This is a genomic window from Pseudomonas sp. TE12508, from assembly GCF_056279485.1.
Window position 1 is genome coordinate 117110 of sequence record NZ_JBWCCN010000007.1, and the last position, 19765, is coordinate 136874.

Consider the following 19765-nt stretch of genomic DNA (forward strand, 5'->3'; position numbering starts at 1 on the left):
TGAGCCTAACCCAAGGCTGTGAAATCGCTGGCGTGCAGCTCCTGGACACCCACCAGCTGGATTTCGAACTCCGGGATGGCGTCGGCATCGACACTGCCGGAAAGAATGCCATCGGCAAAGCGCAGTTGGCCGGTGGCGTCGGCAGGGTCAAAGGCGTTGCTGCCGACGAAGGTGAAGGCGTCGACAGCGGTGGTCAGCGGGTTGGCGTCCAGGCCGGTGAAATCCAGAAGATCGCCCTCGGTGCTCTTGAATCCGTTGATCACATCGCGCAAAGCCCCGATGCCCATGTCCGACAGCGCACCAAACGCGTAGGTATCCGCGCCAGTGCCAGCGGTGAGGTTGTCGGTGCCTGCACCGCCGATCAGCCGGTCATTGCCCGAACCGCCCACCAGCGCATCGTTGCCCGCACCACCGTTCAGAACGTTCGCAGCGCTGTTGCCCGACAGGCTGTCGGCGTAGGCGCTTCCCGTCAGGTTTTCAACGAATTTCAAGGTGTCGAGCCCGGAACTCACGGTGTTTTGTTGCGCTGACGTCGAGAGGTTTACGGTAACGCCGGACAAGGCGCGTTCAAAAGACACCGTGTCATTGCCATCGCGCCCGTCCAGCACGTTGTTGCCGGCGCCGGCGAACAGCGTGTTGTCCAGCGCGTTGCCCGTGCCATTGGCGGCGCCAGTGCTATCGACATACAGATGCTCGACGTTGTTGGCGAGGGTATAGGCCGCCAGGCTGCTGTGCACACTGTCGATCCCTCCAGACACCGCATTGCTGTTGATCTCGATCACGGTGTCGTTGGCGTTATCGACATAGTAGGTGTCGTTGCCATCGCCGCCGCTCATGCTGTCGTCCCCTGCGGCACCATCGAGCACGTTATTGGCGGCATTGCCGGTGATGAAGTTGTGCCACTCATTGCCGGTGCCGTTGATGTTCGACACACCGGTGAGCACCAGGTTCTCGAGGTTAGCGCCCAGGGTCCAGCTGACCGAGGCCCGCACCGTATCGATCTGCGAGGTCGAGGTGTTGGTTTCCACCACGCGGTCGGACGTGTTATCGACCACATAGACGTCGTTGCCATCACCACCGGTCATGGTGTCGGCGCCCAGTTTGCCATCCAGCGTGTCGTTGCCCGAACTACCCACCAGGGTATCCGCCTGGTCGGTACCGGAAATCATGTTCTGAGCGTTGTCGAAAATGTCCTGCACGCTGTTGTTGTCGTTAGGATTGCCTTGCAAGCCAAGGTCATCGGCAATGTAGTCGGCCAGGCGCTGGCCAACGATCTCCGCCGACTCCTCGTGCAAGTGCCAGACGTCGTCGGGATACGCCTGCGGATCGACTTCGTGGCGCAAGGGCAGGTCGGTGTAGTCCACCGCCAGCTTGACGTCGGCGCGCTCGGCGGCGATGGCTTCCTGGGCGGCGCGGACATAGCCAACCCCCTCGACGATGGAGGCAATTTTCTCCTCCGAATAACCACGGGCACGCGCCGCGTCCTGTTCGTAGTGACCTGTTTCCATCAAGTACACGCTGAAGTTGCCGAACTGGGCATGCAGGTAATCAAACACCTTCAGGGTCGCGGCCTTGTAGGCCGCTGCTGCCGCGGCTTTGTCCGTGGCGCGGGCGATCTCCTGGGCGGCTTCCTCGCCCTGGCCCCAAATGATGCCCATGGTGACGTTATCGGTCGATTGCAGTTCGGTGAGCTGGTCGCGCAGCAGCGTCACGGCGCGCAACAGCGCAGCCCCGGGTTGGTTGGTGTCGGTCAGCCACCAGCACAACTTGAGTTCCTCGGCGCTGAGCGTCGAAAGGCCGGTGACCGTGCTGCCGCCCACCGCGATGTCGATGCCGTTGCCATTGGCATCGGTGAATTGGCTGCGCACGTCATAGGGGGTATAGCGGTCCAGGTCGTTGACCAGCATCGAGGTGCCGGACTGATTGTCGTCCTCCGTCATGCGCAGCAAGCGCGCATTGGATTGGCCGAGGGTGGGCAGGTAGAGGATGTCCTGCTGGACGCTCTCGCCGAACACGAAGTCGCTGGCGGTCAGGGTGTTGAGGTAGTTGCCGCTGAGGGCGATTTCAAAACGATTGCCATCAGCATCCGCTACAGCGGACTTGATGTAGGTCTTGTCGCCGGCCGCGTTGAGGGTGATGTACAACGTGCCATTGCGGCCATCGCCGAGGCCTACAAAGCCCGGGCCCGAAACATCGATCTTGTCGACGCCTATGGTGAAGTCATAAATCGTGTCGGTGACCGTGACACCGCCGGCGTCGTAGTCGCGGTAGCTGTCGAGCACGTTGGTATAGCGGAAAGTGTCGGCACCGTCGCCGCCGTACAGCGAATCGCGTCCGGCGCCGCCATCGACGATGTCCGCGCCGGTGCCGGCCTTGATGGTGTCGTTGCCACCGAGGCCGAGGATCAGGTCCGCACCCGCCGTGCCGTTGAGGGTTTCGGCATTGTTGGTGCCGGTGATGGTGTTGGCGGGTGCATCGGCCACTACCAGGGCGAAGCTATCGCTGACCGATGCACCGGCCGGGTCCGTGGCTTTGACCAGCACGTTGTAATTGCCGGACGCGGTGCTGGTTGGCGTGCCGGTGAAGGTCAGGTTGGAGGCGTTGAAGCCCAGCCACGCGGGCAGGGCGCTGCCATCGGCCAGGGTCGCGGTGTAGCTGAGGCTGTCGTTATCCGGATCGGTAAAACTGGTGGCCGGCACCGCGTAGCTGAACGGGGTGTTTTCGGTCGCGTTCTGATCCAGCAACGCCGTTGCCACCACCGGCGCATGGTTGACCGTTGGCGAAGTGGCAAAGACGAAATTGGCGCTGGTCAGCGTGTTGACGTAGTTGCCGTCCAAAGCCACTTCGAAGCGGTTGCCATTGGCGTCGGCGGTCAGGGACTTGATGTAAGTCTTGGTGCCAGCACTGTTGAGCACCACGTACACGGTGTTGTTCTTGCCATCCCCCAGGCCGGTGAAACCCATGGCCGAGAGGTCAATTTTGTCGGCGGTGGTATCGAAGTCGGTGATCAGGTCGCCAAGGTTGGCGCCGCCAGTGTTGTAGTTGCGGTAACTGTCCAGGCGATTGGAGAACACAAAGATGTCCGCCCCGGCGCCACCGGTGAGGGTGTCCATACCGGCACCGCCGTCGAGCTTGTCGTCGCCCGCGCCGCCACTGAGGTTGTCATTACCTGCAAGGCCGAGGAGGGTGTCGGCCGAATCGCTACCCAGCAGCGAGTCGCTGCCGCTGGTGCCGGTGATCACCCGATTAAAGATGAAGTTATTGGCCGTCAGGGTGCTGGTCAGGTTACCCGAAAGGATCAGTTCGAAACGATTGCCGCTGGCGTCGGCATCGTAGTCCTTGATGTAGGTGCGGTCGTTGCTGGCGCTGTAGCTGACCTGCAGGGTGCCGCCACGGCCATTGCCCAGGCCGGTGAAACCGAGGCCGGCGAGGTCGATCTTGTCCTGGCTGACGTCGAAGTCGGTGATGATGTCATCGAAGCTTGCGGTTGCGTTGCGGTAACTGTCGGACTGAGCGACGAAACGGAACGTATCGGCGCCCGTACCGCCGGTGAGTTTGTCGATACCTGCACCACCCACCAGAATGTCGCCACCGGCCCCGCCATTGATGGTGTCGTTGCCGGCAACGCCGTAGAAAATCTCGCTGGCGGCACTGCCCAGCAGGGTGTCGTTGCCAGCCGTGCCTTGCACGGTGGTTATCGGCACCGTGGCGCTGACGTAGCTGCCGTCGCCATAGATCAGCGTGGCACCGTTGCTGGTGTGGCTGATGGTGTTGCCGATGATGGCGTTGCGATCAGTGCCGTCTTCATTGCGCTCCGCAACGCCGTAGGTCGACAGGTTGCTGCCGGTGATGATGTTGCCCTGGATCGTGTTATCGCTGCCGTTGAAGTACTTGCCGGACACGCCCAGGGTGTCGTTGTAGGACTGGATGATGATCTCCGGTACGGGGCTGCCCAGGGAGTTGTTGTTGAGCGTGTTGTCGATGATCTCGACGTGGTTACTGCCGTAGATGCGTATCCCGGCGCTGGTGTTGTCGTGAATGTCGACGCCGCTGACCGTCACCTCGCTGGACATTTTGATCAGCACCCCTTCGGCGCCGTTGCCGTACACCTCGCCACCGGTGATGGTGATGTTGCTGGGGGAGGGGATGTCCTCGCTGCCGCGCTGGATCACGATGCCATTGCCGCCGTTGTCGTAGGCGACGTTATTGGTGAGTGTGAAATCGTGGGTGCTGGTGACGATGTTGAAACCGTGGCGGTCGTTGTCGTAGGCGATGTTGTTTTCGAAGGTGCTGTTGCTGAGGAAGTCAGCAACGAAGCCGTCCAGGCCGTTGCCGTGGGACACGCTGTTCTTGATGACCATGTTGACGGTCTGCTCGTGGGGGTCGAAACCGTACCCGGAGCAATCCTTGATCTCGACGCTGTCGAGGGTAACGTTGGAGTCGTAGCCTGCTTCGCCAGGAATGTAACCGTTGAACCAACCGTCGATCTTGCCCGTGGTGCTGTCACGGTTGCCGTCGATGGTGAGGTTGCTGACGCCGAAGTCATGGGTTTCCTCGCCATAGGCGGATCGGATGACCCCTGTGATCTTGGTGTCGGAGCCGTCAGCCACCTTGACGGTGGTTGCTCCCATGCCGTCGCCGTACAGGTAGACGTTGCTCTTGAGCATCAGGCAACCGTCGGAGGGTTCCTCACCTCCCGAAACGATGTAAGTTCCGGACGGCATGTACACCTGCCCCCCGCCTGCAGCGGCCGCCGCATCAATTGCACTTTGTATCGCCGCCGTGTCGTCAGTGATGCCATCTCCTTTGGCGCCAAAATTTTGTACATTGAAAATCATGAGTTTATCTCCGTATCAGGCGAAAACCTCGAAAGATGCCAATATTCCATCGACAGCTACCGTGTTATGACCCAGCGGAGGGCAAAAGTTGTTACCGCGCATCGGGGGAGCGTCAAAAAACCGGACTAACTGATTAACGGTTGCGAGGTTTTTTGAGGCGTTTCGGAAAAGTAACGTTCTGTTGACGTTTGCTTAGGTGGCGAGTGATGCCCTGTGGGAGCGGGCTCGCGAAGGCGATTTTTCAGGTTCGTTCAGGCTCGTCGAAAAAAAACCGCCTTCAGGAAGGCGGCTTCTTCATTCAATCAAATCAAATCAAACCTGGAACTCGGTTCCTGCGGGTCGACCTTGATATTCAATCGGAGAACAGCTCAAACATGAGCTGACGTAACCAGCGATTGGTCGGATCCTTGTTGTATCGGGTATGCCAGAACAGATTGATCTCGATTTTCGGCAACTCCAGGGGCGGCGGTAGAACGGCGAGTCCGAAGGGTTGTTCGCAACTGGTGGCGAATCGTTCAGGCACAGTTGCCAGCAAGTCCGTACGTTGAAGTATGTGGCCTATCGCGACGAAATGCGGAACCTCCAAACGGATATTTCGCTCGATGCCAGCCCGTGCGAGGAACGTATCAACTTCGCCGTGTCCTGTGTTCGCCGCTACAACACGAACGTGGTCATAGCTGCAAAAACGCTCAAGCGTCAACGGTTCCCGGGTGGCAGGATGGCCTTTGCGGCACATGCAGACGTAGCGATGGTGGAACAAGCGCTGCTTGAAAAAACCGGCTTGAAGGTGAGGAAGTAACCCGACGGCCAGGTCGATCGCACCGTTCTGCAGCCCTTCGGCCAGGGTATCGGTGTTGTTGCGCAGCGTACTGATCGAGCAACCCGGCGCGCGTTCAGCCAGCGCATCCATCAGCCGCGGCATGAAGTAGATTTCACCAATATCCGTCATGGCCATGGTGAATCTTCGATTGCTATTAAGCGGGTCAAACGTGTCCTGTCGGCCAAGTGCATCGCGCAATGTTTGAATGGCTTGCGCAATCGGCTCAGCCAGCTGCCGGGCGTAAGGCGTGGGTTCCATTCCCTGGTAGGTGCGTACGAAAAGTTCGTCGTTCAAGGCGCTACGCAACCGCTTTAGCGCGTTGCTGACCGCGGGCTGGGTCAGCTCAAGATTATCCGCCGCAGTCGAAACCCTGCGGTCTATGAGCAGTTGGTTGAACACCAAAAGCAGATTGAGATCCAGCTCACGTAATTCCATAACGCCTCATGCAGATTGGCTCATACCAGAGCAATAAACCGTTGCCCTTTGTTGGGTCTGCACCGCTCTGAAATGGCCGCTGCAAGAATCACAAGCCTATCAAGTGCTAAACCGTCGCGTCCATTGTAAGGGTCGCTTGGCTTTTGCTCGTGCCCGATCTTTATTCACGTTCGAAATAATGGGTATTCGGATCACTGCATTTATCACGGTTGATGCCTTGGCCATGATCGCTTCAATGCCCAATCCTCAAGCACGTCGGTCAGCGAGTTGGGCACTGCGCAACTCCCGGAGGCATCTGAACCTCCGGCTTTATAACAATGACAAAAAGAGCGATGCCATGCGTACGATCGATGTATCAGCCCTGATTGACGGGGCACGTTTCAACGCCTTCCATGCACGCGTGCTGTTCTGGTGCGCACTCATCATCATCTTCGACGGCTATGACCTGGTCATCTATGGGGTCGTGTTGCCCTCACTGATGGCCGAGTGGGGGCTGAGCTCATTACAGGCGGGAGCGCTGGGTAGTTGTGCGCTGGTGGGAATGATGTTGGGCGCGCTGTTTTTCGGATCATTGTCGGACCGGATAGGCAGACGTAAAACCATCATGATGTGCGTAACACTTTTCAGTGGTGTCACCGCGATCAACGGCTTGGCGCAGAGCCCGGAGGCTTTTGCGTTGTGCCGGTTTGTTGCCGGTCTGGGGATTGGCGGGGTCATGCCGAACGTTGTCGCGTTGATGAACGAGTACGCACCCAGGAAATCCCGCAGCACCTTGGTCGCCCTCATGTTCAGTGGCTACTCGCTAGGAGGGATGCTGTCTGCGGGTTTGGGCATGGTGTTGATTCCTCAGTGGGGATGGCAAGCGGTGTTCTATGTGGCCTTGATCCCACTGTTGGCGTTGCCATTTTTGATACGGCAGTTGCCTGAATCGATGGATTACCTTCTACGAACGGGACAGACGACCAAGGCCCGGATATTACTGACGCAGGCCGTACCGGGCTATGAACCCAGTGCAACCGATCAGCTGAATCACACAGTCGCTAAAGGCACAAACGCGTCGATTGCGCAGTTGTTCCAAGAGGGGCGCAAGTTGAGCACCTTCATGCTGTGGCTGGCGTTTTTCTGTTGCCTGCTGATGGTCTATGCATTGAGCTCCTGGTTGCCAAAACTCATGAGTGCAGCAGGGTATGGCTTGAACTCGAGCCTGGCGTTTCTGGTGGCGCTGAACCTTGGTGCGATTATCGGCGCGGTGGCCGGCGGGTGGCTGGGTGATCGAATAGGTATCGCCAAGGTCTTGTTCGTCTTCTTCAGTTGCGGGGCTTTGGCCCTGAGCCTGCTCGCACTCAAGGCCCCATTACCTGTGCTCTATTTGCTCATCGCCGTTGCCGGGGCGTGCACCATTGGCACACAGATCCTGGCCAACGCTTGCACCGTGCAATATTACCCGCCGCAGATCCGGGCTACAGGTCTCGGTTGGGCGATGGGGGTAGGGCGCACCGGTGCCATCATTGGTCCTCTGCTGGGCGGCGCACTGCATGCCTCATCGTTGCCGCTGCAGGCGAGTTTTCTCATCTTCGCTATACCGGGGCTGGTAGGGGCAATAGCCATTCTGGTCTTTCTGATCCAGAACGCGCGAAATCGATCTGGCTCCCTTCGTCACTCATACCATACTACTTGAACGTATTAATGAGGCCTTCGATCTGATGCATGAAGGCACTATCAAATACTGATCCGCGCCCTGGAGCTCAGGCTCCAGATCCAGTTCGAATACTCCCTGATACTGGAGGTTTATCGTGAGCAATTTGAAGCTTCATCCTTCACTGGATAACGGCATAGCGCCAAGCGCTGCAAATTTCTCTGGCGGTACCCTGCAATGCCTGTGTCCGACCGATAAGGTTGAAATCAGGATTGACGCTCAGACTCTGCACAATCATGCCTGTGGCTGCAGCAAGTGCTGGAAACCCGCCAGTGCGAAATTCGCGGTCGTAGCGGTTGTTCCTCGCGATAAAGTCAGCGTCATCGCGAACGCTGAGAAGCTGGCCATTGTTGACGAGCGCGCCACTATTCAACGACATGCTTGCAAAGAGTGCCATGCGCATATGTTCGGCCGCATCGAAAATAAAGACCATGCGTTCTATGGCCTGGACTTCGTGCATACCGAGCTTTCTCCGCAAAAAGGGTGGGCTGCACCGGGCTTTGCAGCCTTCGTTTCGTCGCTCATCGAAACCGGTACTCCGCCGGAGGACATGAAGGAGATTCGCGAAAAACTGCGCGCGCTCGGTTTGGAACCTTATGACTGCTTGTCGCCAGATCTGATGGACGCATTGGCTACGCAAGTGGCGAAGTTGAATGGTGTTCTCGCATCCCGTTAAACCCATTTTGCCGAATGTATTATTCGGCACGATCCACCTTGGCTGAACCATGAGTGCAACGCCCTTCACCTGGATTCGTTCCAGGTGAAGGGCGTTGCGCTTAAGCAGCATTTTTCCGGTGAACAATATTCACATTCGTAATGTTGAGTATGGGAGTTACGGTATTTATCAATAGCGCTCAGATGGCGATGATTCAGGTACTCCAATAACAATCAGCCTCATGGGTACCTTGCTATGCAAACCTCTCAATCTACTTTGCACATCGGTATTGTCGGCGGTGGTATCGCCGGTGTGGCGTTGGCACTGGATCTGTGCCGCCACTCCCATCTCAGCGTGCAGTTGTTCGAATCGGCCCCCGCCTTTGGCGAGGTCGGTGCAGGTGTTTCCTTCGGCGCCAACGCCGTTCGTGCCATCGCCGGCCTGGGTATTGCCGAACCCTACCGGCAGATCGCCGACCGCACGCTTGATCCCTGGCAGGATATCTGGTTCGAATGGCGCCGCGGCGAGGATGCCGGTTACCTCGGCGCAAGCCTGGCTGAAGGGGTAGGGCAGTCTTCAGTGCATCGTGCGGATTTTCTCGACGCGTTGGCCAGCCAGTTACCAGAGGGAATCGCCCAATTCGGCAAGCGCGCGGTGAGCGTGCAGCAGGATGCCGAACAGGCCCGCGTATTGTTCACCGATGGCAGCGAGCACCGCTGTGACCTGTTGATCGCTGCTGACGGTATCAAGTCTTCGATTCGTGATCATGTTCTTCAAGGCCTCGGACAGTCCTTGGCTACGCCGCGCTTCAGCGGTACTTGTGCTTACCGCGGGATGATCGACAGCGAACAGTTGCGCGCTGCCTACCGTACTCGAGGTGTAGATGAACACTTGGTCGACGTCCCGCAGATGTATCTGGGGCTCGACGCACACATCCTCACATTCCCGGTTAAACAAGGCCGGCTGATCAACGTCGTGGCGTTCATTTCCGATCGCAGTCAGCCTGACCCATCCTGGCCGAGCGATTCGCCATGGGTTCGTAATGCCAGCCAGGAAGAAATGCTTGCCGCCTTCGCCGACTGGGGCGATGCCGCACGGGTGCTGCTCGAGTGCATTCCAGCGCCGACCCTTTGGGCTCTGCACGAACTCGAAGAGCTGCCGGGCTACGTGCACGGCCGCGTAGGTCTGATCGGCGATGCGGCCCACGCCATGTTGCCGCACCAGGGCGCTGGCGCAGGGCAGGGGCTGGAAGATGCCTGGCTTTTGGCCCGACTGCTGGCAGACCCACAGGTTCTGGCGAGCCGGCCGCAAGCGGTGCTCGAGGTCTATGACGCGATCCGTCGTCCACGCGCCTGTCGCGTGCAACGCACTTCCTGGGAAGCCGGCGAGCTCTATGAACTGCGTGATCCGGCGGTAGCCGATAATGAGCAGCTGCTGGGCAAAACCCTGGCAGAGCGTTTCGACTGGCTGTGGGATCACGATCTGCAATCCGACCTGCAAGAGGCTCGTGAGCAACTGGGCTGGAAAGTACTGGCTTAGTGATTTGCCCGGGTATGCACGGGGTGGGACAAGAATGTGCCGGCTGGATAAGCGACTTTAATCGTTCCCACCGCTCTGAGACTCGGATTTGTACAGAAACTTCCACAATTTCGGCGCATCGCCTGTCGAAAGCTGAGAGCGACGGTTAGAGTGTTCATCAATGTCTGTTCATAAGGCCCCTCCACTCGATTCGCATAGTCGCGCCAAGCGGTTCCAGCGAACGAACAGGGCAAAAGAAACCGTACATCAATCGTTATGTGAAGAATGAATCGTCCGCTGTTTGTTTCTCTAGATGGGCCCAAGGGAGCCGGCAAAACCACACTGTTGGAGGCCGTTACGAAAGTACTGAGGGCAGACAACAAAAAGGTGATCCGACTTTGCGAGAAAAAAAGCGATCCCTATAGGGGTGAAACAATGGCCCTCGTGAACAAACTCGTCAGAAATCCCACCCGGGATTTGGAGTTGGAGGTTTGTGAGCGCTTTGCTGATAGCCGTACCTGGATTTCCCGGCATGTGCTGGCTAAACAGCCACCAGGCAGCATCATCTTGATCGATCGCTGGTACCCGTCTGAAGCCGCGTTTCGCCAGATAGTCCCGTTTGCAGAGATTCTACAGTTGAACATTGATCGAAACGTTCGAGTGCCAGACCTGCATGTCGGGGTTGTCACCGCCCCTGAAATTTCATGGGCGAGGGCAGCGGCACGACGGCGTGGGTTGAGCAGTACTGTGATCCATAAGCTGGAAGAACATGTCGCTTGTACCAAGGCGTTCGAGCGAGCGATTGCAGATCACGGCTGGGTTTTATGCCGTAATGAAGGAACGATCGAAGACGCAACGATGCAGGTGATTTCTGAGATCTATAGAGTCCTTCGATGTCCCGTAGGCGAAGTTCGCTGCGCCGGTCTTGATGCGGTTGAGATAGCCGTAGATATAGATCGTTAGCAGGATCGAAGGGGTGATTTGTCGCCGCAGCGGTAGCCGGCTGATGCTTTGATCTGAGTGCCTGTCATCAGAACTCTGAGCCGAAGCTTCCTACATGATCAGACGGTTCGAGCGTCGATTGCTGGAGCCGGGGTATTGAGTTGGCTCAGACAGGGATCGGGGATTGGTAGCTTGAAAGAACCTTTGGTAGAAGTTCCGTCCTGACACATCATTTAACTTATGGGCGATGTCATATGTTCATAAGTCGCTCGCGGCTCAACCAACGCTGGCTTATCTGCTTCCGAAATGATGCGGCTGTTCATAAATTTCCGTTCATAGGCTACGTTTTCTGCGGCCGCCTTAGCTTATCCGACCTGCCTTGCCTTCACGGCGAAGGCTCGCGCCGCGACATACTTACGACGATGCCAGTTCGACACGGGCGGATGGTACAGGTTGAGCCGTCTAGGTTAATGGAAGCCCTGGAAAGTCTGACCTATGAGGGTGGACTGGAAGCAGCAGGAGGAAGTGGTTGGAGATGTTCAATTTCTTGACCCAGTCAGCCGCGTGTCAGCGCCGTCGCTCGATCTGCTCATGTAGCTAGCGATCCTCGCACTGGCGGAGTAACTTTGAATTTACGGAATAGTGGCCACTTGATACTGTTTGAGCTCAGACTTTCCTGAGTCAGGATGCGGCGCTTCAAATTTACACAAGAGATGAGAAATGAAAATTCCGTTGGTCTGCCACTGTTTTTCTCTTGTGGTAGGGGATTGCTCCCTCGCGCAAGCGGAGACGGCAGAGCCGCCTCGTGCCTCTCACTAAAAAACCAAACAGTAGGTGGTATGTTGTCAACGCAAGAGTTTGAAGAAATTGAGCGCCCCCAATCTCACAGCTACATCTTGTTCACCGAAGGTGCACCGTATGTGGAATTGGGTTGGGAGGCATATCGCGAGTTCAAGTCCGCTGTCGATAACGTGGTGGCATCGCTTGGGAAAAGTTTTAGTGTCAATATTTATCAGCATGACCATGAATTTTTAGATTATGAAGACGTATTCATATGGTGGTTTAGCTTCTTAGAGGAGGAAGATTGCAAGCGGATTGAGGTCGCGGAGGCTCTAAAGACCGAGATCGAGGGGCTATTTTATGGTTTCGAGGGCATGCGGGACAAGAGACTTCTGAGTCAACACGATGAAGGCTTCTACATCGATCCCTCGTTCGCAAAATATTATTGCGAATTGGTTTTCGGGGCGAACTTTGAGCTTAAGCATATCCAGGCGCCCGTTGAGAAGACGTACACTAAGCCTTATCTGGACTTGGTACCCTTTGAGCAATTAATTAAAGTTCAAAGCTTCAAGGAGATTATTGACGCTTACGTAAACCATGGTTCCATGGAGAATTTTGAGTATTTCCACGCCCTTAATGGATTCTATTCAACCCGGCGCGCAGTGGACGGTAAAGCGCCGAACAAACTTCTTCGAGAGGAGCTTCTTCCCTCTCTTTACTTCATTAAGCATCAGAAGATTGCTGACTCAGCAGTCCTACAGTTTGGTTTGGAAGCGGACAATTTCGACCTCAAAATAGTCGACGACTCTCAGATATTGATTGTAGAAATCACCTGGGCTGTTCCACTCGGTGACTTCGAGTTGCTTTCGTGGAGTGAGCAGCGTGGTATAGGGAATTTTCCGATGAGGAATTTGGCCAAGATCAAGTCAATGATTGATTCGCTACCGGCTAGAATTGCGAAGGCCATCGAAGATAAGCATGATAAAAACTATCCAGATCAAAGAATTTTGTTAGTAGTCATTCCCGTGGAGTACACGTACCAGGGGGAAATTACATTTATAAAAGAAATGCTGAAAGAAGTCAGAAATTTGGTGACAGGTGGAAAGCGGAATTTTGATGAAGTGCTCCTTCTATGTGACAGAAAATTTTTTACGGTATTCCCCAACTGTTAGCCCTTTGCTGAGCTTCTGTAGGGCCCTTGAGCGCGACCGTCAACGCATCCAGCGCATCGTGCTGGCTACGTCCCGGCATTCGCGCGCTTCGTCTCATCAACAAGGGGGAAGAAGTTAGCCTTACCAATTACTCTGGCATTGCCATCGCAGTCATCTTGGGTTCTGGGGCGGTTGCAGTCAGCACATGAAAGCAGCAGGTTTGGCCATGTCGCAGCCAGCCAATAATAACCAGATATCACATGGGCGGGCGCCGTAGGTGTCTTGGGGTATGTCGCGCTCCAGCAGCTCAGTCCCAATCGGGCACCCGCAAGCCACGCCAAGTGAAGGTCTACAAGAACCCCCACACCGGCGAGGTCGTAGAGACGAAAGGCGGCAACCACAAGACTCTGAAAGAGTGGAAAGCTGAGCACGGCTCCGACACCGTCGAGTCCTGGCTGACCAAGTGATTTTGGTTTGAGTACAAAAGGGCCCGAGAGGGCCATTTTTTCAGCACTTGAGGTGGTAGAGATTCCTCTGTACCACTTCAAGTATCAGTCGCCACTCCTCAATCCGCACACTGTTACAGTCTTTGCCTCAGCGACAGAGGTCAGCTCTATGCCTTCGCTATGATAGAAATCGAGCCAAATAGCAGGGCCGCAATAAACATTACAACGCAGGTACCAATCATCCATTTCATGGACACGCGTTGGTTATCGCCATAGTCCAAGTCGAGTAATCCACACAGAAGGTAAGTAGAGGCCACCAGAGGGCTAAGCAGGTGTACCGGTTGACCAATAAGGCTGGCGATGGCCATTTCCTGCGCACCAATTCCGTAGTGGCTGGCGGTCTCGGCGAGGATCGGCAAGATGCCGAAATAGAAGGCGTCGTTGGTCAGCACGTAAGTGAACGGCATGCTGAGAAATGCCGTAAACACGGACATGAAGTGTCCTGCCCACTCAGGTACCACATAGATCAAGCTCGCGGAGATTGCCTTGATCATGCCAGTTCCGCTCATGATTCCAACAAATGTTCCCGCTGCGAAAATCAGCAATGTCACCGCTAAGACGTTATCGGCATGTCTCGCTACCATTGCTTTCTGATCTTTGAGCTTTGGAAAATTGACCAGAGCACCAATGGCGAAGGCGAGCATGAACAGGATCGGCAACGGCATGAGGCTGATCATCATTGCTGCAATGAGGCTAATGGTAAGTGCCGAATTGAAAATGAATCTCCAATCTCGCATGCGGATATGTGCCATTCCTTCCAGCGCGGCTTCTTCATCGAGTTGAACCACACCGAGACGGCGGTACTCCACGCGGCCCAAGTACCATGCAGAAAAAAGAACCCAGATCGCACCAGCGAACATGATAGGAATCATCTCGACGAACAGCTCGGTGATGTCTACATGCATGGCACTTGCCGCGCGCGAAAACGGCCCTGCCCACGGGAGGATATTCATCACCCCGATGGTCATCAGCAGCACGGTCGCCATCACTTGCATGCGGATGCCGGTCAGGCGGTACAGAGGTAGCAACGCAGCCGTGGTGATGATGTAGGTGGTCGCACCGTCACCGTCAAGTCCGACACAAAGTCCAAGAATTGCAGTCCCTAAAACGATTTTCCGAGGATCGCCTTTTACCGTTTTCAGGATCAACTTGACTAGGGGATTGAAGAGCCCGGCATCTGTCATCATGCAGAAGTACAGGATTGCGAACGTAAGCATGATGCCGGTTGGTGCAAGCATCTTTACCCCGTCCAGCATCATTGGCCCTAGCTGGGTAGCGAAACCGCCCATAGAAGCGAAGGCGACCGGAACTAGCAGCAGAGCTACCAGAGGCGAGAGGCGTTTGCTCATGATCAAGTACATGAAGCAGATGATCATTGCGTAGCTAAGGAGAGTGAGCATGTTTTCCTCTTTATTTTTATGAATTGTTTTCTGGGGCCCATGCGCTTTTGGCTTTTTTATGGACGAAGTAGGCCTATATGCACGAGGGCATATAAGGAGTGCTGCGCATAAGGATTACGTCGTGGCGTGGGAAAACATGGGGTTGCCCGAATGTTCCAAGTCCGCGACCAGGATGCTGCCGGTGGAAGAATCGATGATGTGCAGGGAACGATTACCAGGCCCGCCAAATGCGAGGTTGGTCACCGTTCGTCCTCTAGTGCATGCCTCTATTCGATACAACGGCACCGCATGCCGGTCAGTGACCCACACACAGCCATTCCCCGCATCGCAGATATAGAGATTGCCTTCGGTATCAAGCGCCATGCCGTCGGCCCCACTGACACCTCCAGCCATGGTCATGAATATGCCAACTTTGGTGGTGCTGCCATCCGATTGAATGGGCAGGCGCCACACGGCATTGCCTCGGGTCATCGCCACCAACAAGGCTTTCTGATCGATATCCATCACGAGTCCATTCGGACTGGGGCCGTTGTCTATCAAGCAAGTCAGTTGCTGTGTATCCAGATCGTAGCGAAACACCCGACCGCTGGGATCGTGCTGCCCGGTCTGGCCTTGGTCGGTGAAGTAAAGCAAACCCAAGTCATCAAAGAACAGGTCGTTCACACCTTTGAAGCCTTCACTACGATGGTGAGTAAGGAAGGGCGTGATTTTGCTATCAACTGGATTTAACAGAAGAATGCCGTGCTTGTAATCGGCAATGAAAATGCGACCGTCCTGGTGAATTTTCAGGCCATTAGGCCAACCGTCATACTCCACAACTAGCTGCCAATCACCCGAAGGTGTAACCCGAAAAATTCGCCCATAGGGGATGTCAGTGACGTAGAGGTTGCCTTCGAGATCGAAGGACGGCCCTTCCAAAAAGCTCTTGACCCGCTGTCCAGGTTTGTTCGCCCTTACCCAATCGGAGTCACCGTCACGCCAGAACCCTTCAGGTAATTGGCTGAACAGACGTGTCGGCAGCACGCGAGGAGGGGCGTAAAAACTCATGGCAGTCTCCGGTGTAAACAGACGTGGCGGCTGTTTAGCCTGTCCAAGTCTTTTTGTTATGTTCTATCTGGCAGAACGTAATTCTTTCGGCTAGAACAACTTTCAGGCCACATGCTTCCTTCTGTCAAGCCTGTTTTTTCGGATGACTCTCCCGTAAGCGTTCTCTCGTGAATGTATTCTGCCGTTGATCACGATTTTGTTGACAGCAATGGTTACGCATCGCAGTATTTTAAATAGAACGTAATTCCGTCAGATAGAACGAAAGCTCTTTTTCATGTCACCTCTCCGAGCGAGCTGTGTGGCATGGGGAAAAAACAAGAAGAGGTCTAGCGATGCATAACAACAACGACATCGACATTTTGATCAGTGAAGTGGGGCCACGAGATGGGCTTCAGAGTGTGAAGGCCACAATGCCGACCGAACTCAAGCTTCAATGGATATCAGCACTGGCCAGTGCCGGTCTGCGTGAAATTGAGATCGGCTCGTTTGTCTCGCCCAAGCTCTTGCCTCAAATGGCTGATGCCGCGCAGTTAGTCGCTCATGGGCGTAGCTTACCGGGCTTGTTCGTGACCGCACTGGTGCCAAACCTCAAAGGCGCGCAGGCGGCCTTCGAGGCCGGCGTACATAAAATCACCATGCCGATTTCTGTTAGTGAGCCGCACTCGCTGTCGAATATCCGCAAGACGCACGCTCAGGTATTCGAGGAAGTGCGCTCTGTAGTGGCCCTGCGTAACACGCAGTTCCCGCATATCCAGATAGAAGCCGGTCTGTCGACAGTGTTCGGATGCACGATTCAGGGCGAAGTACCGGAGGACGATGTCATCCGCATGGCCGTTACGATGGCCGAGATGGGGGTCGACGAAGTCGGCCTGGCTGACACAGTCGGTTACGCCAACCCAACCCAGGTTCGCCGCCTGTTTACCCGATTGCGCGACTCAGTAGGTACGGTGGCTGGCAGTGCGCACTTTCACAACACACGCGGTCAAGGCTTGGCCAACGTCGTAGCGGCGATAGAAGTAGGAGTCACTACAATCGATGCCTCGCAAGGCGGGATAGGCGGGTGCCCTTATGCACCGGGCGCCTCGGGCAACATTGTGACTGAGGATTTGGTGTACCTGCTTGAGTCCATGGGGCTGCGCACGGGCGTCGATATCGAACGTTTGGTGGCTGCCCGTGAGTGGCTGCAACGGGGTTTGCCCGGTGAACCGCTATACGGTTTCATTCCGGACGCAGGCGTCGGCAAGAACTTCCATTACGCGAAAAAGGATGCATGAGCATGCAGCAGACTTCTGAAAAAGCCCTGCCGCTCGCCGGCATCCGTGTCATCGAATTTGTGCATATGGTTATGGGCCCAACCTGCGGTTTGGTACTCGCGGATCTTGGTGCCGAAGTCATCAAAGTCGAACCGGCTCCGGCAGGTGACAACACTCGACGTCTCATGGGATCCGGCGCGGGCTACTGGATGACCTACAACCGCAATAAAAAAAGTTTTGCCGTGGACATGAAAACTGAGGCGGGCATGGAGGCGGTGCGCAAGCTGATCGCCAGCGCTGACGTGGTGACTGAGAACTTCCGCCCAGGTGCGATGGAAAAGCTTGGGCTCGGATTTGAGCAAGTCAAAGGAATCAAGCCCGACATTATTTACAGCTCAATGAAAGGCTTTTTGCCTGGCCCCTACGATCACCGCACGGCGTTGGATGAAGTGGTGCAGATGATGACAGGGCTGGCCTATATGACGGGCCCTGAAGGGCGTCCGTTGCGCGCTGGCGCCTCAGTCAATGACGTCATGGGTGGCATGTTTAGCGCGATCTCGATTCTGGCGGCTTTACATCAGCGTAATGCCACTGGGCAGGGGCAATTTGTCCAGACTGGTTTGTTCGAAAATTCTGCATTCCTAGTGGCTCAGCACATGATGCAAAAAGTTGTGACTGGGAAGGCCGCAGCGCCGATGCCAAGCCGCATTTCCGCATGGGCCATCTATGACGTATTCAACACCTCTGATGATGACCAGGTGTTCCTGGGTGTTGTCAGCGACAGTCAATGGCAGAGCTTCTGCACTGCTTTTGACTTTACCGAACTCGGTTCCGATCTTTCGCTGCAACAGAACAATGAGCGTGTTGCGGCCCGCGATCAGATCATGCCTCTGGTTATCGAGCGCCTAGGCAGCATGAGCAAGGCTGAAGTGATGGCCCGTTGTGAAACGGCAGGATTACCGTTTTCGCCGATCCAGCGTCCGCAAGATCTGTTCGAAGATGAACACCTGAATCAATCAGGTGGCATGGCTGAGCTGACGCTGCCTGATGGTGAGGTAGTGAAAGTGCCGATGCTTCCGTTCGAGATGGACGGTCAACGATTTGGCACTCGCCTGAACGTGCCGACGTTGGGCAGCCACTCCAATGAGTTGTTGAGCCAGATGGGTTATGCACCAGCCGATATTGAGGCTTTGCGTAGTGCCGGTGTTGTTAAAGGCTGAGCTTTTGTCATCCCAGGGTGTGTTACCGGCGGCATGACTGAGCCGCCGGCTTCAATAAGAACAATATCGAGGATCACGTCATGGCCACCGTCACGACTTCCGCAACTGAATCGTCCGCTCCTGTCTCCATAGTCCTGAGTAGAGAGCAGACACGTGTCCTGCACAAAGCCGCCTGGCGCTTGATACCTCTTTTGGCACTCGCTTATTTTTTCAACTACCTTGACCGTACCAGCGTGGGGTATGCCGCACTGCAGATGACCGATCAGCTCGGTTTGACAGCATCCCAGTTTGGTCTGGGCGCAGGCATCATGTTCGTCGGGTATTGCCTTTGTGAAGTTCCAAGCAATCTGGCAATGTTCCGCTTCGGCGCGCGCCTTTGGATGGCTCGAATCATGATCACTTGGGGCCTTGCCGCCGCTGCGACAGCACTGGTCATTGGGCCCTACAGTTTCTACATTGCGCGCTTTGTACTCGGAGTTGCTGAGGCTGGTTTTTTTCCTGGCGTAATATTTTTTCTGACGCTGTGGTTTCCAGCTCAGTATCGAACTCGGGTGCTTGCCTGGTTCACCATAGCGACCCCCATCTCGTTTCTGGTCGGTGGGCCACTGTCCGTTTGGTTGTTGCAGATGCACGGCATCTGGGGTCTATCTGGTTGGCAATGGATGTTCCTGATTGAAGGTCTGCCAGCTTGCATCCTCGGGTTGATCACCCTCAAGGTCATGGTTGACCGTCCGGCTGAAGCCAAATGGCTCACCTCTGAAGAACGCAATGTTCTTGAAGAGATGCTTGCCGACGAGAAGCGCAGTCACCCCAAAAGCCATGGTTTCAAGGACGCGCTCAAAGACCCACGGGTCTGGATTCTCAGCTGTATTACGTTCAGCTTCACGCTCGGCTCCTACGGGATCGGCATCTGGTTGCCGCAAATGCTCAAAGGGCATGGGGTTGAAGTCAGCATGATTGGATGGGTGGCGGCGATTCCCTATTTCTTCGCGACTATTGGCCTGCTTATCTGGGCTCGTCATGTAGACCGTACTGGCAAAGGCATCCTGCACCTGATCCTGGCTTTGCTGCTGGCAGGTACTGCTCTATTAGTGGCAATGCAGATGAATACTTTGGTTCCTGCACTGCTCGGCATCACTTTTGCGCTGATTGGAACGATTTCGGCCAAAACCATCTTCTACACCTTACCCGGCAAGTTTCTTTCCGGTCGGGCGGCAGCAGGTGGGATTGCCTTGATCAACTCCATCGGTGCGCTTGGTGGATTTGCAGGCCCGTATCTGATGGGCTTTTTGAAAGACTTTACCGGTTCATTCAGCGCTGGATTAATGGCGATGGGGTGCATCGTGTTTGTAGCGGCCTTGATGGCAATGTCCCTTCGTCTGTTCATGCGTGACGCTTGATAGGAGGAGCTTGCTCAGTGGTAGCGTAGTCGAACCTGTGGCCATGCCTCATTCATTGCCTTCTGCAGCAGTCAATGAAAGAGGCTTCAGAATTTCAGTCTAGT

General features: G+C 55.6%; 12 protein-coding genes and 1 pseudogene. 9 read left to right on the forward strand and 4 right to left on the reverse strand.

From position 1 onward, the window contains the following. Nucleotides 1-5 precede the first annotated feature (5 nt). Both ACZ9IM_RS11470 and ACZ9IM_RS11475 read right to left on the reverse strand, forming a co-directional pair. Nucleotides 6-4838 (reverse strand): M10 family metallopeptidase C-terminal domain-containing protein, encoded by a 4833-nt coding sequence (locus ACZ9IM_RS11470; RefSeq protein ID WP_476223941.1) that lies wholly within the window; start codon nucleotides 4836-4838, stop codon nucleotides 6-8. 352 nt (nucleotides 4839-5190) lie between these two features. Then, on the reverse strand, nucleotides 5191-6093 hold the full coding sequence (locus ACZ9IM_RS11475; protein WP_476223942.1) for a LysR family transcriptional regulator: 903 nt from the start codon (nucleotides 6091-6093) through the stop codon (nucleotides 5191-5193). 337 nt (nucleotides 6094-6430) lie between these two features. Here ACZ9IM_RS11475 and ACZ9IM_RS11480 point away from each other — a divergent pair, with 337 nt between their 5' ends. The 6 genes and pseudogenes from ACZ9IM_RS11480 to ACZ9IM_RS11505 form a co-directional block, all read left to right on the forward strand. After that, on the forward strand, nucleotides 6431-7771 hold the full coding sequence (locus ACZ9IM_RS11480) for an MFS transporter (protein ID WP_476223943.1): 1341 nt from the start codon (nucleotides 6431-6433) through the stop codon (nucleotides 7769-7771). 115 nt (nucleotides 7772-7886) lie between these two features. Continuing rightward, a complete protein-coding gene (gene gfa / locus ACZ9IM_RS11485; protein WP_476223944.1) occupies nucleotides 7887-8465 on the forward strand; it encodes an S-(hydroxymethyl)glutathione synthase in 579 nt (192 codons plus the stop codon). Between the two features lie 234 nt (nucleotides 8466-8699). Further along, nucleotides 8700-9983, forward strand: a complete 1284-nt coding sequence (gene salA / locus ACZ9IM_RS11490; RefSeq protein ID WP_476223946.1) for a salicylate 1-monooxygenase — start codon at nucleotides 8700-8702, stop codon at nucleotides 9981-9983. Between the two features lie 264 nt (nucleotides 9984-10247). Further along, nucleotides 10248-10925, forward strand: a complete 678-nt coding sequence (locus tag ACZ9IM_RS11495; RefSeq protein WP_476223947.1) for a dTMP kinase — start codon at nucleotides 10248-10250, stop codon at nucleotides 10923-10925. A gap of 665 nt (nucleotides 10926-11590) precedes the next feature. Further along, complete coding sequence (locus tag ACZ9IM_RS11500) at nucleotides 11591-12856, forward strand: hypothetical protein (RefSeq protein WP_476223948.1); 1266 nt, start codon at nucleotides 11591-11593, stop codon at nucleotides 12854-12856. Nucleotides 12857-13146: 290 nt separating this feature from the next. Beyond that, nucleotides 13147-13302 (forward strand): annotated as a pseudogene (locus ACZ9IM_RS11505) (histone-like nucleoid-structuring protein, MvaT/MvaU family); the annotation flags it as partial. 146 nt (nucleotides 13303-13448) lie between these two features. Here the strand turns inward: ACZ9IM_RS11505 and ACZ9IM_RS11510 are convergent. Both ACZ9IM_RS11510 and ACZ9IM_RS11515 read right to left on the reverse strand, forming a co-directional pair. Beyond that, entirely contained in the window at nucleotides 13449-14741 is a 1293-nt protein-coding gene (locus tag ACZ9IM_RS11510) for a CitMHS family transporter (RefSeq protein WP_007995716.1), read from the reverse strand. A gap of 114 nt (nucleotides 14742-14855) precedes the next feature. Next, nucleotides 14856-15788: an SMP-30/gluconolactonase/LRE family protein gene (locus ACZ9IM_RS11515; protein WP_476223949.1), complete on the reverse strand. Its 933-nt coding sequence runs from the start codon at nucleotides 15786-15788 to the stop codon at nucleotides 14856-14858. Between the two features lie 332 nt (nucleotides 15789-16120). Between ACZ9IM_RS11515 and ACZ9IM_RS11520 the strand changes: the two genes are divergently transcribed. The 3 genes from ACZ9IM_RS11520 to ACZ9IM_RS11530 all read left to right on the forward strand — a co-directional run bounded on the left by ACZ9IM_RS11520 (nucleotide 16121) and on the right by ACZ9IM_RS11530 (nucleotide 19661). Continuing rightward, a complete protein-coding gene (locus ACZ9IM_RS11520) occupies nucleotides 16121-17062 on the forward strand; it encodes a hydroxymethylglutaryl-CoA lyase (protein ID WP_476223950.1) in 942 nt (313 codons plus the stop codon). Nucleotides 17063-17064: 2 nt separating this feature from the next. Then, nucleotides 17065-18261, forward strand: coding sequence for a CaiB/BaiF CoA transferase family protein (locus ACZ9IM_RS11525; protein ID WP_008069755.1), 1197 nt, complete (start codon nucleotides 17065-17067; stop codon nucleotides 18259-18261). Between the two features lie 80 nt (nucleotides 18262-18341). Then, nucleotides 18342-19661, forward strand: a complete 1320-nt coding sequence (locus tag ACZ9IM_RS11530; protein WP_008069756.1) for an MFS transporter — start codon at nucleotides 18342-18344, stop codon at nucleotides 19659-19661. The last annotated feature ends 104 nt before the right edge of the window (nucleotides 19662-19765 follow it).